Below are 15267 nucleotides of genomic sequence, written 5' to 3' on the forward strand. Positions count from 1 at the left end.
AAAGTTACCGAAAAGTTACACCGCCCCCTTCTCAGCATTTAACGATTGGTGCTACCATACAGAGCTATAAATATACAAAAATAAGTCCTATGGCAATTAACGTTTTATTGGTTGAAGACGACGAGCTACTCGTTAAGCGCATCCAAAATCACTTTACAGACACCGAATTTTCGATAGAAATAGACCCCACAGGTGCCGATGCCCTAAACATAGTTAGGCAACGCGTAAACCTGCGCAGTGCTATTTCTCTTGCCATTATTGATATTGTATTACCCAAGCGTGATGGGTTGCAGCTTGCCAAAGAGCTCAACACTTTGACCGATATTGGCGTGATTGTTTTATCTAGCCGCGACTCTCAAGCCGATCGTATTGCAGGGCTTGCTCAAGGTGCTGATGACTATATTTGTAAGCCTGTTGATTTATTAGAACTTGAGCTGCGCATGCGCGCACTTTATAAACGTATTGCAATTAATCAAGACGATGATGAAAGCGAAGAGTTTATAGAGTACGCCGACTTTAAACTCCACCCCGATAACCGCACATTAATTACCTCATCAGGTATTGAATCGCGCTTAACCGAAGCCGAGCACAAAGTGCTAATTTGTTTAATTAGCAACGCAGGCAAAGCAACCTCGCGAGAAAAAATATCAGAAGAAATAGGCCAACCAGATTGGAGCCCAAATGACCGCACTGTGGATGTTTTAATTGGCCGTTTGCGTAAAAAACTATACGATGAAAAAGACCAAAAACGCATTGTAACCGTGCGCGGCAAAGGTTACATGCTCTCAATTTAGCGCATTAAAATTTTAAACGCAGAAAAACGCAGCAAGCACCGAGCTTATCACCTCAAAATAATTAAACATTATTGCGGTTCGGTATTATTTCCAGCAGCGTTTAGTTTATTTAGTTAACTGCGCTAGTAACCGCTCAAAAGCGCGATAGTTTAGCGCCTCTTTTAGCTCTTCTAAACTAATATGCTCTGCACCTTTTAAATCACTAATAGTACGCGCCACTTTAATGACCCTATGGTACGAGCGTGGCGATAACGACAGCTTTTCGCTAGCGCGCGCTAAAAACTGCAACTCAGCCGGGGCTAAAGTGCAATGTATATTCATTTCTTTATTATTTAATCGTGCATTAACCTTACCTTGGCGCTTTAGCTGTGCACTGTAGGCCGCTTCTACTCGGGCTCTTACTTGGGCGCTGGTTTCTTCAGGCTCGGTACTTTGTAGTTCAACACTTGTTAGTCGCGGTAGCTCTATTTGTAAATCGATACGATCGATAAACGGGCCTGATACGCGCGATAAATAGCGCATCACTTGGTCAGGTGTTGCTCGCTTATCATTATGACACCCGGTAGGGCTTGGGTTTAGTGCGGCTATAAGCTGAAACTGCGCCGGAAACTCCATTTGCCTTGCTGCCCGCGAAATAACCACCGAGCCGGTTTCCATGGGTTCACGCAGCGAATCAAGTACCTTACGCTCAAATTCCGGAAGCTCGTCCAAAAATAACACCCCGTTATGCGCAAGTGAAATTTCACCCGGTTTAGGGTTTGAAGAGCCACCAACTAAAGCGACTGCCGAGCATGTGTGGTGTGGGTTTCTAAAAGGCCGTTGGCGCCAATTATTTAGATCAATTGATTGGCCAATAATAGAATACAGTGCAGCCGTTGATATTGCCTCATCGTCAGACATGGTTGGCATTATCGTCGCCATACGCTGCGCTAGCATAGATTTACCCGTACCAGGTGGACCTAAAAAAAGTAGGTTATGGCCTCCAGCGGCGGCTATTTCTAGCACTCGCTTAGCACCGGGTTGGCCTTTAACATCACTTAAATCAAGTAAAAAGTCGGGAGACTGGGCGCAATCTGGGTATTCAATATTTAAAGGTAGCGGCTGCTGATTTAATAAATCCCCCCATACTTCTTGTAATGAGTTAACCGCTTTACGCTTAACGCCGTTCACCAAACTTGCGAGGCTATCGTTGGTAAAAGGTAAAAAGCAGCAACGATTTTGCTCTTTTGCAGCAAGTACAGAGGGCAAAATGGCATTAACTCCCCGCACTTCACCATTAAGGGCAAGCTCACCGTAAAATTCATATTTATGTATATCTGGACACACTACCTGCCCCGAGGCCACTAAAATACCTACGGCAATGGCTAAGTCAAAACGCCCGCCATCTTTAGGTAAATCGGCAGGGGCTAAATTTACGGTAATACGTTGATCAGGAAAACCAAATTGAGAGTTTTCTAGGGCGCTACGCACCCTGTCTTTTGATTCTTTAACTGAGGCCTCTGGCAGCCCAACAATATTAAATGCCGGTAAACCATTACCTAGGTGTACTTCTACAATAACCTCGGGGGCGTTTATACCCACTTGGGCACGAGAGTAAATGCGAGCTAGCGACATTCCTTATCCTAATTAATGGTTTAATTAATTAGTTTAGTCAGAATATTTAAAAACGTGTACTGTGATTTGCCATTTAATAGCCGCAATACGAAGCAATAAGGTGGTTAGCATTGCCATTACCATGGCAAGTTCGGTCGCGAACGCAAAGTGAATTCCCAGCGTGTAAACTACACCGCCAGCAATACAGGTAATAGCATATAACTCGCCTTTTAGCAGCATAGGAATTTCGCGAGCAAGCACATCACGGAGCATGCCCCCAAAGCAACCGGTAATTACACCCATAATAATCGCGGTCATATTTGGCATGCCGGCTAGTAAGGCTTTTTGGGTGCCCATTACCGCAAAAAATGCTAAACCAAATGCATCGGCAATTTGTAATGTGTAGTGCGGAATCGACTTTTGCTTGTTAATAAGCCGCGTGGTAATAAATACCGCGGCTAAAATAGCATAAAAAAAACTTTGATCGTGTAACCAAAATACCGGAACATCTAATATGAGATCGCGAACCGTACCGCCCCCAATCGCTGTTACCGCTGCTAATACTACAACACCAAAACCATCCATTTTCTTTTCGTGTGCGACCAAAGTACCTGTAACAGCAAACACAGCAATGCCGATTAAATCAAACCAGTGATAAAGTTCAGTCATGTGTAACAACCCAAAATTATTTGTGCCGTTTTAACATAAACTATACAAAGTTTTAAGTAATAACGTATTTTTAGAGAAGTTTATAATATTTATAGATATTGCTTGGGGGTATAAATTTAAGAGTGCTTTATAGGAAAAGAAATATAAATTTCAGGCATAAAAAAACACGCTTTAAGCGTGTCGTTTCATTTTATGTATTTCAGTGGTTGCGGGAGCCAGAGCTTATGAAAGGTGGACCGACGACCTTTGCTGGCTTATACAGAGCTGAGACCGACGAGCTATTCATTTCACTGAATTTCAGGCATAAAAAACACGCTTTTGGCGTGTCGATTTAATATAACTTATTATTTCAGTGGTTGCGGGAGCCAGTGCTTATGAAAGGTGAACCGACGACCTTTGCTGGCTTATGCAGAGCTGAGACCGACGAGCTATTCATTTCACTGAATTTTAGGCATAAAAAAACACGCTTTAAGCGTGTCGTTTCATTTTATGTATTTCAGTGGTTGCGGGAGCCGGATTTGAACCGACGACCTTCGGGTTATGAGCCCGACGAGCTACCAGGCTGCTCCATCCCGCGCCTGAAATATGTATACTTATTTAGCGTTGCTTACATTACAACGTGGCTGCCAACTTACTAAAGGAAATTGGTTGCGGGAGCCGGATTTAAAACGACTACCTTTGCTGGCTAATGAAGAGCTGAGACCGACAAGCTTTTCTTTAACTAACATTTTACAGTAACCTCAAACCCCTAAAGGAAATTGGTTGCGGGAGCCGGATTTGAACCGACGACCTTCGGGTTATGAGCCCGACGAGCTACCAGGCTGCTCCATCCCGCGCCTGTATATTTTAAGTCTATCGACTACTTAATTTAATCTCTTAAGTTAGAGTTTACAGTAACCAAACTTTTTAAAAATTGGTTGCGGGAGCCGGATTTGAACCGACGACCTTCGGGTTATGAGCCCGACGAGCTACCAGGCTGCTCCATCCCGCGCCTGTAATTTCTTTGAAATAGTTTCGTGTTAGTAACGAGCCTGTTTCGAAGAGAGCGCTATAATATAGGAATAAACTTATATTGCAAGGCTTTAACTAGTTAATTGTGTTCAACCGAACAAAAAGCAATCAACAAGCACTATAAATAGCTATCTCTGATGCGGGCTTATCATTTTTTGAAACTCCCAATCTGGGTGTCCCATTACAATAAAGTCAGGATTTTCAGTGCTCTCACGCTGGTTATAAGTAAGCGGATTAAATTCTGCATCGGTTATACACCCACCCGCTTCTTCTACAATAACTTGTGACGCGCCGGTATCCCACTCGCCTGTAGGGCCAATTCGTAAAAAGCAGTCGGCTTTACCCTCGGCAACTATACATGCTTTTAGCGAGCACGAGCCTACTGCAATAGTGGCAAACTGCGTATTTAAATACTGACTGACCGCTTCAATTTTTTGTCTACGGCTTACTGCCAACGTTAGGTTATCGGGTGTTGCTACCGACATTTTTGTGTCGCTACCATTTTCTCGTTTAAATGCCCCCTGATTAGCAGTAGCAAAGTAAGTGATCCCTTTTGCTGGCCAATGAATCACACCTAAAACGGGGTGATTATTTTCAATAAGTGCAATGTTAACGGCAAAGTCACCACTTTCTAAAATAAACTCCCCAGTGCCATCCATCGGATCTAATAACCAATAGCGCTGCCAGTTCTTTCTTTGGGCAAGTGCCGGAATAGGCGTTTCTTCCGACATGATAGGAATGTCGGGCGCAAGCGCTTTTAAACCAGCAACAAGCACATCGTTAGACGCTAAGTCTGCTTTTGTAACAGGCGTAGAGTCTGATTTTTCTTGCTGGCCAATATCGTCTTTTTTATAAATAGCCATAATGGCATCGCCTGCACTTTGTGCAAGTTCAATACAAGGCTCTAGTAATTTATTCATTTGCAGCTCCAGACGCTAAATACTTATTTAATAATAGCAAAGCGGCAACACTGCGAGCTTCGGTAAAATCGTCTTGCTCTAATAATGACTGCCAATCTGTTAATGGCCACTTAACAACCACTAAAGGTTCGGGCTCATCACCTTCTAACGTTTGCGGATATAGTTGCTTAGCAAATAAAATATGCATGGTCGCGTTAAAGTAACTTGGCGCCATTGATACTACTTTTAGCGGCTCAAAAAATTCAGCACCAAAACCCACTTCTTCTTTAAGCTCTCTGTTTGCAGCTTGCTGTGGTGTTTCGCCTGGGTCTATCAAGCCTTTAGGAAAGCCTAATTGGTAGTCGTTTGTGCCCGCGCAATACTCACGTACCAGTAGCATTTCGTTATCTGCAGTTATTGGTACAATCATTACAGCCCCGCGGCCACCGCCACGTATGCGCTCATACTGGCGCTCTTCGTCATTAGAAAACTTAAGCTCTAACGATTCAACAGTAAATAAACGGCTTTTAGCAACTACATTGTTACTAATAATTTGAGGCGGAGTTGGGTGCTTTTTCTGTGTCATTGGCGTTATTTTGCTATCATGGCAGTTGTGCTTAATCATAAACTTTTCACAAGGAAAAGCCCATGCTAAATTGGTCAAAAATCGATACCGTTTTACTCGATATGGACGGAACATTACTCGATTTACATTTCGATAGTCACTTTTGGCTTAACGTTGTACCAGAGCAACTTGCGCTCACTCGCAATATTACCCTTGATGAAGCAAAAGCCGATATGCACAAACGCTATCAAGCGGTAAGTGGTCAAATACAGTGGTATTGCTTAGATTATTGGCAAGAGCAACTCAATTTACCGATAATGGAATTAAAACGCCAAACCCAGCACTTAATAAAAGTACGCGAAGATGTGCCCCACTTTTTAACTGAGCTAAAAAAAGCAGGTAAAGAGCTAATTCTTTTAACTAACGCCCACCCAGAAAACGTCATGCTTAAATTTGAACATACCGCGATAGATAATTATTTAGATGGCGTGGTGTCTACTCATCAATACGGAGTGAGTAAAGAGCAGCAAAGTTTATGGCATCAAGTACAAAAAGACTTAGGGTTTAATAAGCAGCGCACTTTGTTTGTTGATGATAGTGTGCCAGTTTTAAATGCTGCCCGAGAATACGGCATTGAACATTTACTTGCGGTGGCCAACCCAGATAGCCAGCAACCACATAATGTAATAGCCGATTACTTAAACGTAACCGACTACAGAAACATAATCTAGCAGCTAGATTATTGTTGCGGGTAACGCGCCACTAGGCCTTGATATACTAACTTTGCAAAGTCGGCATGTTCGGTATCAAGGCTTTTAACGACTTCGACTAAATGCTCGTTATCTTCTTGGCCATTCCATACTTTGATGTAGCTGCCATCTTTGTAGCCATGATCTTGGCGGAAAAAGTTTAACGTGTTTTTACCTACGTAACCGCGGTATAAATCGTCAATATCCATCCCTATTTGCGCCATACACCCTGCAAACGCGGCCGCGTTAAAGGTTTTATTTGCAACTGCTGAAGCTGCTAATATTTCAAGAGTTTGTTTAAAGTCATCTGCGGCCTGTGGTGCGCTAAGTTCTTGTTCTAGCTGCTTAGCTAACTCTTCGTAAGAGGTTGTTCCGTCAATTCTTAACGACAAACCAAAATGAAATATATCAACCAATTCTAGAATGACTTGCTCGGTGTCTGGGGTTTGTTTTTTCCACCACTTCCAACCGTAATGATCTAGCATTTCTGCACACTCTACCCAAATGGCTCTGTACCACTCAAAGCCTTGGCTAAACCATTGATCATGAACTTTAGTGTTCATGGCATTTTGCATTTCTAGCATTACTACTAGCTTATTTAAGTTGGCTGACATATCGTTTCCACTTGAGCTTTTAAATTACGCTTATGATACAGGCAAATAATAAAAAGTGCATTTTTGATCTATTATAAACAGCACATAAAAACAGGGCAGGAAATAATGATGAGTAAAGTGTTACTGCACACCTTGGCGACTATTGCAATGGCTGCTTTTTTAGTAACGAATGCGCAAGCAAGTACAGAAGGAATTGCTGCAGCCCCTGAGCAAGTATCACCATTATTACCTGGCTTAAGCGTGCCTAATATAACGCTCAAAGATCAACATGGTAATAATGTAGAGTTACAAAAGCGCTTTGCTGAAAAAACAACGGTGCTTATTATTTACCGCGGAGGTTGGTGTCCTTATTGCTCAAAACAACTGGCTAATATACAAAAAATTGAGCAGCAACTCGCTAATTTAAACGCGCAAATTATTGCAGTATCGCCAGATAGCCCAGAAAAACTAGCCCAAAGTAAAATAAGCTCGCCAAATTATTTACTGCTTTCAGATGATAGCCTAACCCTAGCAAAAGCCTTAGGTTTAGCTTATTTTTTAGATGATAAAACAGCTGCTATCTATCGCAATAAGCGCGGTGTTAACTTTGTTGATGCCCAAGGCAAGGTAAACGTCGCCTTACCTGTACCGGCTGTATTTGTAATTGATAAAAGCGGCGTTGTGTATTTTCAGTACGCAAACCCTAATTACAAAGTACGTTTAACAGAGGAGCTATTATTAGCTGGCGTTAAATCAATAGAAAATCAATAATTTGTAGATATATACCAATCGACTTAAATATTTAACCATTCTAGGGTGCTAAATAGAGCGCTATAAATGCCTAATAACTTAACACAATTGATATTACAAAAAAGGCCAACTAGGTTGGCCTTTTAAACATTTAACGCGAGCCACTAAACTCAGCCCACGACTCTATTAAATCTATAAAATCTTCAAAGCCACAACCACTCACTAGGCCATTTTCTTCAAGCATTAAGTCATCATCTTGATAGGCGACTAAATCTTCGCTGTCTTGGTGTAGGGCATGGGCTTCAAATAAGGCTTCGTCTTTAGAGAGTATTAAGTCTATCTCTTGGCCTTTTAACGTTATTGGCTCGTAACTTGTTTTTACCGAGCTAATAAGTGCTTGTACCATCTCGACTTTTTCTTTGCCAATTTCTTCGTTTAACCAGCGGCCAATTAGGGCATGCTCGCTGCTTATTTTAATGCGCAGCCCACTAATAGGGTCACGTATAAATTGATATTCCATAATTTTTACTTTTAAAACGCTAATGCACTAATTATACCCATAAATAGCCTTAAACACCGACCCTAAAACGCAAAATAGCGCCAATGGGCGCTATTAAATAGGTGACATAAAAGCTAACTTCGCGATCTAAAACGTGCAGCATCTATAATCGACCATAAATAAATAATAGGCACGAGTACGAAGCCTACTAATACATAAATAAGTGCGTAACTAATTATAATAGCTAGCGCAAAAAAGATAGCGGCTAAAATTCGCCCTTGTACCAATTGCCCTAAACCAGGAAAAAATATATTACACAACGCTGCAATAACATTACCGCCAGAACCTTGATCAGCCATACTCACCTCTGTAGTTAATTAATTTTAAGTTTTAGTTATTTACTTACTATCACACTTTATGCCAATTTATTAAAGCTTAAAAATCAAATAGTTAAATTACTACTAAATAACTGCTTTAGTATTTTTTACTAAATATAGGTCAATTTGATTATTTTTATTATTAATTATCGTTACTTAAGAGTACAAAAAAGCGACTAAGCGATTAGTTTTACAAGTATTTTTAGAATAGCTGTTCATAAAAACAGTATTTTATTTAGCCTAACAAAAACACCTGTTATACTGCCCTCATTATTGATTGAAAAGGCGTAACGATGGACGTTTCTGAATTACTCGATGGCTTAAATGACAAACAACGCGATGCCGTTGCAGCCCCACTACAAAACATGCTGGTATTAGCAGGTGCTGGTTCGGGTAAAACACGTGTTTTAGTTCATCGTATCGCGTGGTTAATGCAGGTTGAGCAAGCATCAGCCTATAGTATTTTTGCGGTTACCTTTACTAATAAAGCCGCTAAAGAAATGCGCACTCGTGTTGAAGAAACCCTAAAAGCCCCTGTCGGTGGCATGTGGATTGGTACATTCCATGGTTTATCACACCGTATTTTGCGCGCTCATCACCGTGAAGCAAACCTGCCAGAAGCCTTTCAAATTTTAGACTCTGACGATCAACTTAGAATGATCAAGCGCTTATTAAAATCAATGAATATTGATGACAAAAAGTGGCCCGCCAAACAATTTGGCTGGTACATCAGTGCTAAAAAAGATGAAGCCCTGCGCCCTAAAGATATTCAAGCCTACGATATAAACGAGCAAATGATGCTGCGTGTATATGCCGCCTATCAAGAGGCGTGTGACCGTGCAGGTTTAGTCGATTTTGCCGAAATACTGCTACGTAGCTACGAAGTACTTAAAAATAACCCTACACTACTTCGCCATTACCAGCAGCGCTTTGCCCACATGCTGGTAGACGAGTTCCAAGATACCAATACCATTCAATACGCATGGTTAAAGCTACTTGCTGGTGATACACAAAGTATTATGATTGTAGGCGACGATGACCAAAGTATTTACGGTTGGCGCGGCGCTAAAATAGAAAACATTAAACGCTTTTTAACTGATTTTGACGCCGAAACTATTCGCCTTGAGCAAAACTACCGCTCAACCGCGACCATTCTAAAAGCATCTAATGCGCTAATTAAAAACAATTCAGAGCGCATGGGTAAAAGCCTTTGGACCGATGGTAACGAAGGCGAGCCTATATCAATTTATGCCGCCTTTAACGAGCTAGACGAAGCCCGCTTTGTAAGCAGCAAGCTACGCAGCTGGTTAAATGCTGGTAATGCGCTGCAAGACGCCGCTATTTTATACCGTAGTAACGCGCAATCTCGTGTACTCGAGGAAGCCATGCTTCAAGAAGGCTTAAAGTACCGTATTTACGGTGGTATGCGATTCTTCGAGCGCCAAGAAATTAAAGATGCGCTATCGTACTTACGATTAGTAGGAAACCGCCAAGATGACGCCGCATTTGAGCGTGTAATTAACACCCCTGCGCGCGGTATTGGCGATAAAACACTTAGCCACATACGCGACTGTGCGCGTGCTGAGTCGCTGCCTCTTTGGTACGCCGCTAAAGCAATTGTAGAACAACAACATTTATCGGGTCGTGCGGCAAGCGCTGTTACAAAATTTGTAGAGTTGGTAGAGCACATAGAAGATAAAATTAGCGACCTTACACTGCAAGAGCAAGCCAAATACACTATTCAAACCTCTGGCCTTATGGCTATGTATCAAGCTGAAAAAGGCGAAAAAGGCCGAGCTCGCGTAGAAAACTTAGAAGAGCTTATCAGTGCCTGCGATCAGTATGAACTCCCCGAAGAAGAAGAGTTTAGTTCACCACTACAAGGCTTTTTAGCCTACACCTCACTTGAGTCTGGTGAAGGCCAAGCCGATGAACACGAAGACGCGGTGCAAATGATGACTCTTCACTCTGCTAAGGGCTTAGAGTTTCCACTTGTGTTTATGGTGGGCGTTGAAGAAGGCATGTTCCCATCGCAGCAAAGTAATGAAGAATCAGGGCGCTTAGAAGAAGAACGCCGCCTTTGTTACGTGGGTATGACCCGTGCCATGGACAAACTTTACATAAGCCATGCCGAAAGCCGTCGTTTATACGGCCAAGAAAAGTACCATAGCCCATCGCGATTTTTACGCGAAATACCCGAAGATTGCGTAGAAGAAATTCGTATTAAAACACAGGTATCACGACCGCCTGCAGCAGGACGTTTTAGCGCATCAGTAAGCCATGCTGTATTTGAAGAAAGTGGTTTTAACTTAGGCCAACGTGTACTACACGCTAAATTTGGTATTGGCACTGTGCTTAATTACGAAGGCAGCGGCGCGCAATCGCGTGTGCAAGTAAACTTTGATGACCTTGGTAGCAAATGGTTAGTAACCGCATATGCACGACTTCAAGCTGTATAAGCACTGTGTTGAGCAATTAACGCAGCAACTAACTGGCGCTAAGCATCGTCAGTTAGTGCTTATTACAGGCCAGCCTACTTGGTGCTATGAACTATTAAGCGCGTTAACCCGTTCGGATGATGTAAAGCTACTTTCAAGCAGCCTTGCCAATGCAAGTTGGCCTGAGCATACTCATCAACTACTTGGGCAAGAGTTTCCTCATGCCGTTTATGATGGCTTTAGTGGCATTTACCCCGATAAACTCGCTGCATTAGCCGGCACCGTAAAAGCCGGCGGGCTTTTATTTTTATTACTGCCTGATTTACAACGTTTAGGGTCATGGCAAGACCCTGCGCTGCAAAGCGTACAGTCTTATGGGTGTAGTAATCAGCAAAGCTATTTTAATTTACGTTTTTCTCGCCTTTTACAAACGCTACCTGCCATACACTTTGATGAACACACTGTCTTTAAACAGCCGCCGCTCAAAAGTAATGTAACAAATAAAATTGAGTATCAGGCGCAGCAGCAATGCGTTGAGCAAATAACTAAGGTGGCCACAGGACGTGCGAACAGGCCTTTAATTATTAATGCCGACAGAGGGCGAGGTAAATCAGCCGCGCTAGGTCTTGCAGCCGCAACATTACATGATAAAAAAATCATTGTATGCGCAACACAATTTAGAGCCACCCATAGCTGTTTTAAGCATTTAGCTAAAACTTTACAGGTTGAATACAAGGCTCAGCAAAAACATTTAGCTAATTTACAATACATGGCGCCCGATGCACTACTTAATCAGTTGCCGCCATGTGATTTATTACTGATTGATGAAGCCGCCGCAATCCCTGTCCCACTACTGTTAGCCATGTTAAAGCACTACCCGCGTATAGTCTTTGCGAGCACCTTGGTAGGCTACGAGGGTAATGGCCGAGGCTATACCATTCGCTTTACGCAACATATTAAAGCAAATTACAAAGCGGCAAAAATTGTAAACTTAGAAGAGCCTTTACGCTTTGCCAAGGGCGACCCTCTTGAGCAACATGTACGCACACTCTTTGCTTTAGATGCACAATATAACGAATACCCACCCGCTTTAAATAACATTGAGCACGTTGAAGTCACTCAACAGCAACTCGTTGACAATGAGCCTTTACTGCAGCAAATAGTTGCGTTGCTAGCACTTGCCCATTACCAGAGCAGTGTTAACGATTTACGCCAATTACTTGATGCCCCAGCGCAAAGGCTGTTTATTAGTAGATGCGACATGCATGTTGTGGGTGTGTGTTTAATAGCAGTTGAAGGCGGTATGGATGCAGAGCTAGCTAAGCAAGTAATCAGTGGTGAGCGCCGCCCACAAGGGCATTTAATGGCGCAATCGCTCGCGCAATTAAGCGCACAGCCAAGCTATTTAACAAAACAAAGCGCACGCGTTATTCGTATAGCTGTTGCACCTAACCTGCACCAACAAGGCGTAGGTAAAGCATTGCTAGCGCATTGCCAACATCAGCTAACCCCCACCTGTAGTTATATAGGTGCAAGTTTTGGGGCTACAGCAGGGCTTTTACGTTTTTGGCAATCTCAGGAATTTTGTGCTGTAAAGCTAGGTTATCAGCGAGATAAAAGCACGGGTGAGCACTCAGCCCTCGTTATTAAAGCATTAGACACTTCCACGCAGGGCTTACATACCTTAGCTCAGCAATTTAAAAGTGATTTGTTTTATGGTTTATTAACGCACTTTAGCCAACTCGACAGTGAGTTAGTCAGTGAGCTAATAAGTAAATTTATCGATGAATCTAGCGTGCCCAGCCCACCTATAAACACTGCAATTAGTACAATAAATCGCTTTAATACCGCGCCAAAACTATGGTATTTATTTAACCACTCCCCATCCAGCCTAATGGCAACTAAAAGTGAAGATCGCCACTTGCTGATACAAATAGTATTACAAAACCACAGTAATGAGCAGCTAATCAAGCAACATTGCTTAAGTGGAAAAAAAGCCTTAGAGCAACAATTTAAACTCGCAGTTAAGTCACTAATTAAAAAACCACACAACCTTTAAGCTATTTATCTATTTTGTTCTATCCTTAAAGCATTACAAGGCAATTAAAGATAAAGGTATGGAATTCATAAACTTTCAAGTGGGCTGTAAAACCATTTCACTTAAAATTCTCGATATTTTACTCACCGAGCGGTTTGATAATAACCTCACTACATTGCCAAATAACAATAAGAGCTTTATTGGTGTAAAAGACTACATGGAAACACCCACGCCGGTGTTCGACCTAGGTGTTATTTTAAATGGCAGCTCTACAGAGCAAAGTAATAAAAAAGCACTTAATGAGCTAAGAACCTGGCAAGCCTCGCTTAATGATTGGTTTAGCCAATTTGAAAAAAGCATCGCGCAACAGAGCCACGTAATAACAAACGATAAAACTCAGCTGCACAACATCGCCGTATTTTATAAAGAGTTTAAAACTGACAACAGTGACCTAAAATCTATCATAGAAAAACTTGATGAGCCTTTTCAAGCGCTAGTAACAGCAACAGATCGCGCAGTTAGTACTCATAACGAGCAAGACTATAAACAAGCCAGTAAATATTTAGCGAGTATAAAGCGCAACAGCTTTATGCAATTACAACGTCTGTTTGATGCGGCAAAAGAGCAAATAACACTCGATTATAAACCTATTATTGTTTTTACTACTAAAGATGGGCTCAACCCGCATATCGGATTACTAGTAGATAAAGTAGAGGACAATATAGATTATAAAAAAGAAGACATTAAGCCACTCGATAAATTAACCGAAGTAGGCTTTGATATAGACCCGCAAACCAAAGGCATGATGCGAGGGCTAATAAAGTTAGCCGAAAAACACAGTGTTTTAATAGACCCTAGCGCAATATTTAGACCTGATCATTTAGCACAACAGGAAGACGAAGAAACACAAGCGTATGGTTTATTCTAAAAATAAAAAAGCCGAGAAGGCTCTCGGCTAATTAGCTTATAGCAACACGTTATACAGTCGCTATAATATCTTCAACAGGTAAACGCGCTTTAGGTTTGCCAAAGTTCCAATCTTCTTCTTCAACTGGGTAACCCATTGCAAGTGCCACTTCACAAATATGGCCATCAAGCTCTTCGCTAAACTTCTCACCGATTAACTCTGGGTCAACACCTTCCATAGGCGTAGATGCAATATTTAAACGCGCCAGTGTATGCATAATGTTACCCAGCGCTAGGTAAACTTGTGCTTTAGTCCAGCTGCCATTGTAGCCATTTTCATCCGTATTCATTTCAGCAAAAGCGTAGGCACCCATAAAGCTTTCACGCATTTGCGCTGGTAAGTGACCAGAGCTCACTTCAACATCCACGCGTTTAACAAACTTCTCTTTAGTAAACTTAGGATCGTAAGCTAATAAAAGAGTATGCGATGCTTCTTTAGCGTGTAATTGATTAAACTGGTGCTTGTTAGCAAATGTATCGTGCAAACGCTGCTTAGCTTCATCACTTTCTACCAATACAAACTTCCAAGGTTGAGAGTTAATTGAAGAAGCAGACAAGCGAATAGCTTCTTTAATTACGTCAAGATCCGCCGATGAAATACGTTTGCTCGTATCGTATTTTTTAGCCGTGTAACGGTTATGTAAGTCTTTAATAATTTGATGAGACATGCTCTTCTCCCCTTTGGTAAGGTATGTAAATACAAGATGGAGCAAGTTTATAGGGTTTGCTATCAATTGATAATTAGCAAAATACTTAAAAGACTTTCTAAAAAAATTTGATAATAGATCAAGCTCATACCCTTTGGGGTAACAGTGTTATTGGTGCGGGATCTGTAGTAACTAAAATTGTAGAGGCGGATACTGTTGTTGCTGGTAATCCAGCTCGTGAGATAAGAACACTATATTTACCATACAAAGATGTGCGGCGAGCGTTATCCGCGGGTTTCGTGATACTCAACCCACGCTACGGAGGTGGTGGAGACTGTGCGAATAATATCTGGAATGTATTTTTACTTTTCTGCGGACGTAAAAAAGCCCGGCTCTTTCGAGTCGGGCTTTCTTGTATTTGAAGTTTGGCAATGTCGTAGTGCCCACAGCGGTAGAGAGTCACATAGCAAATACTACATTATCATTGTGTCTGGTCGGCCTTTCTTAGGGCTCGCCTTCGAGCTGTTACGTTTCTCTACTGAGTTCGCCTACTTATTAAATCCCAGACAACAAAAAACCCGTTACATCGCTGTAACGGGTTTCTCTTATTTGGAGCCTGGCAATGTCCTACTTTCACATAGCAAATGCTACACTATCATCGGCGCTGTTTCGTTTCACT

Annotated in this window: 14 protein-coding genes, 3 tRNA genes and 1 pseudogene; 7 read left to right on the top strand and 11 right to left on the bottom strand. The window is 41.9% G+C overall.

Translation table 11 applies throughout. From position 1 onward, the window contains the following. Positions 1-89 precede the first annotated feature (89 nt). Positions 90-794 (top strand): response regulator transcription factor, encoded by a 705-nt coding sequence (locus PSH41_RS14525; protein ID WP_004588673.1) that lies wholly within the window; start codon positions 90-92, stop codon positions 792-794. Positions 795-899: 105 nt separating this feature from the next. Here the strand turns inward: PSH41_RS14525 and PSH41_RS14530 are convergent, their stop codons facing one another. The 7 genes from PSH41_RS14530 to nudE form a co-directional block, all read right to left on the bottom strand. After that, positions 900-2408, bottom strand: coding sequence for a YifB family Mg chelatase-like AAA ATPase (locus PSH41_RS14530; protein ID WP_004588672.1), 1509 nt, complete (start codon positions 2406-2408; stop codon positions 900-902). Positions 2409-2441: 33 nt separating this feature from the next. After that, positions 2442-3056 carry a trimeric intracellular cation channel family protein gene (locus tag PSH41_RS14535; RefSeq protein ID WP_055255143.1) on the bottom strand — a complete coding sequence of 205 codons (615 nt, stop codon included), beginning with the start codon at positions 3054-3056 and terminating at the stop codon, positions 2442-2444. A gap of 500 nt (positions 3057-3556) precedes the next feature. Then, positions 3557-3633: transfer RNA gene (locus tag PSH41_RS14540), tRNA-Met, on the bottom strand. A 182-nt stretch (positions 3634-3815) separates the two neighbouring features. After that, positions 3816-3892, bottom strand: a tRNA-Met gene (locus PSH41_RS14545). A gap of 78 nt (positions 3893-3970) precedes the next feature. Continuing rightward, positions 3971-4047, bottom strand: a tRNA-Met gene (locus PSH41_RS14550). Positions 4048-4195: 148 nt separating this feature from the next. Continuing rightward, positions 4196-4987, bottom strand: coding sequence for a 3'(2'),5'-bisphosphate nucleotidase CysQ (gene cysQ / locus PSH41_RS14555; RefSeq protein WP_004588670.1), 792 nt, complete (start codon positions 4985-4987; stop codon positions 4196-4198). Then, complete coding sequence (nudE, locus tag PSH41_RS14560) at positions 4980-5552, bottom strand: ADP compounds hydrolase NudE (RefSeq protein WP_029772216.1); 573 nt, start codon at positions 5550-5552, stop codon at positions 4980-4982. Before nudE ends, cysQ begins: the two co-directional genes overlap by 8 nt. 62 nt (positions 5553-5614) lie before the next feature. On the opposite strand from nudE, the gene yrfG reads away from it, so the two are divergent. Further along, entirely contained in the window at positions 5615-6262 is a 648-nt protein-coding gene (yrfG, locus tag PSH41_RS14565; protein WP_004588668.1) for a GMP/IMP nucleotidase, read from the top strand. 8 nt (positions 6263-6270) lie between these two features. Here yrfG and PSH41_RS14570 read toward each other — a convergent pair whose 3' ends face one another. After that, complete coding sequence (locus PSH41_RS14570; RefSeq protein WP_004588667.1) at positions 6271-6894, bottom strand: dUTP diphosphatase; 624 nt, start codon at positions 6892-6894, stop codon at positions 6271-6273. 105 nt (positions 6895-6999) lie between these two features. Between PSH41_RS14570 and PSH41_RS14575 the strand changes: the two genes are divergently transcribed. Beyond that, positions 7000-7644 carry a peroxiredoxin-like family protein gene (locus PSH41_RS14575; RefSeq protein WP_443197752.1) on the top strand — a complete coding sequence of 215 codons (645 nt, stop codon included), beginning with the start codon at positions 7000-7002 and terminating at the stop codon, positions 7642-7644. Positions 7645-7774: 130 nt separating this feature from the next. On the opposite strand, the gene PSH41_RS14580 is transcribed toward PSH41_RS14575, so the two are convergent. Continuing rightward, positions 7775-8143 (bottom strand): YacL family protein, encoded by a 369-nt coding sequence (locus tag PSH41_RS14580; protein ID WP_273589403.1) that lies wholly within the window; start codon positions 8141-8143, stop codon positions 7775-7777. A gap of 113 nt (positions 8144-8256) precedes the next feature. Next, the gene (locus PSH41_RS14585; RefSeq protein WP_004588664.1) at positions 8257-8481 is read right to left on the bottom strand and encodes a hypothetical protein; all 225 of its coding nucleotides are present in this window, start codon (positions 8479-8481) and stop codon (positions 8257-8259) included. A gap of 311 nt (positions 8482-8792) precedes the next feature. On the opposite strand from PSH41_RS14585, the gene uvrD reads away from it, so the two are divergent. Genes uvrD through PSH41_RS14600 form a run of 3 tightly spaced genes read left to right on the top strand, consistent with a single transcriptional unit; the run spans position 8793 to position 13903 of the window. Further along, the gene (gene uvrD, locus PSH41_RS14590; RefSeq protein WP_004588663.1) at positions 8793-10958 is read left to right on the top strand and encodes a DNA helicase II; all 2166 of its coding nucleotides are present in this window, start codon (positions 8793-8795) and stop codon (positions 10956-10958) included. Beyond that, the gene (locus tag PSH41_RS14595; RefSeq protein ID WP_273589404.1) at positions 10936-12996 is read left to right on the top strand and encodes a GNAT family N-acetyltransferase; all 2061 of its coding nucleotides are present in this window, start codon (positions 10936-10938) and stop codon (positions 12994-12996) included. The genes uvrD and PSH41_RS14595 overlap by 23 nt, the downstream gene beginning before the upstream one ends. A 58-nt stretch (positions 12997-13054) precedes the next feature. Continuing rightward, a complete protein-coding gene (locus PSH41_RS14600) occupies positions 13055-13903 on the top strand; it encodes a hypothetical protein (protein ID WP_054983972.1) in 849 nt (282 codons plus the stop codon). A 49-nt stretch (positions 13904-13952) separates the two neighbouring features. On the opposite strand, the gene PSH41_RS14605 is transcribed toward PSH41_RS14600, so the two are convergent. After that, positions 13953-14609: an NAD(P)H-dependent oxidoreductase gene (locus tag PSH41_RS14605; protein ID WP_055255136.1), complete on the bottom strand. Its 657-nt coding sequence runs from the start codon at positions 14607-14609 to the stop codon at positions 13953-13955. A gap of 140 nt (positions 14610-14749) precedes the next feature. Here PSH41_RS14605 and PSH41_RS14610 point away from each other — a divergent pair. Continuing rightward, a pseudogene (locus tag PSH41_RS14610) lies at positions 14750-14842 on the top strand (sugar O-acetyltransferase); the annotation flags it as partial. Positions 14843-15267 lie beyond the last annotated feature (425 nt).

The organism is Pseudoalteromonas sp. CST2 (assembly GCF_028599385.1).
In the GTDB taxonomy this organism is placed as follows: Bacteria; Pseudomonadota; Gammaproteobacteria; order Enterobacterales; family Alteromonadaceae; genus Pseudoalteromonas; species Pseudoalteromonas atlantica.